Raw genomic sequence first — 403 nt, forward strand, 5'->3', positions numbered from 1 at the left:
GTCATCACCTACCGTAGGATCAGTAGGATCTACAGGATCAGTGCCGTTAGTGGTGCCATCATCATAAATAGTGGTGGTGACGCTGTTGTTGGTACCGATGGTCGCGGTACCGGCTGTGACTGCTGTGACTGCGACGTTAAAGTCCTCTGGACCTTCAAATACATTGTCATTCACAATCGGTACGGTGATGTCAACGGAGGTTTGACCCGCTGGAATCGTCACGTTTTGTGTGACAGGTGCGGTGTAGTCAGCTGAGCCTTCAGTGCTGCCATCACTAATCGTGACAGTAACAACGGTATCTTCGGTACTTGGGTTGCTGATGCTGACTGTATAAGTCGCTTCATTAGGAGTACCGTCAGCAGCCATTTCATTCAGACTTGCTGTACCAGTGATGCTTACTATT

The 403-nt window shown here is 49.1% G+C and carries 1 protein-coding gene; it reads right to left on the reverse strand.

Annotation, left to right across the window (positions count from 1 at the left end; genetic code table 11):
* The coding region (locus FW759_RS13965; protein WP_443509729.1) for a Calx-beta domain-containing protein at positions 1–403 on the reverse strand (403 nt) is incomplete at both ends.

The organism is Psychrobacter sp. 1176_08 (assembly GCF_052850615.1).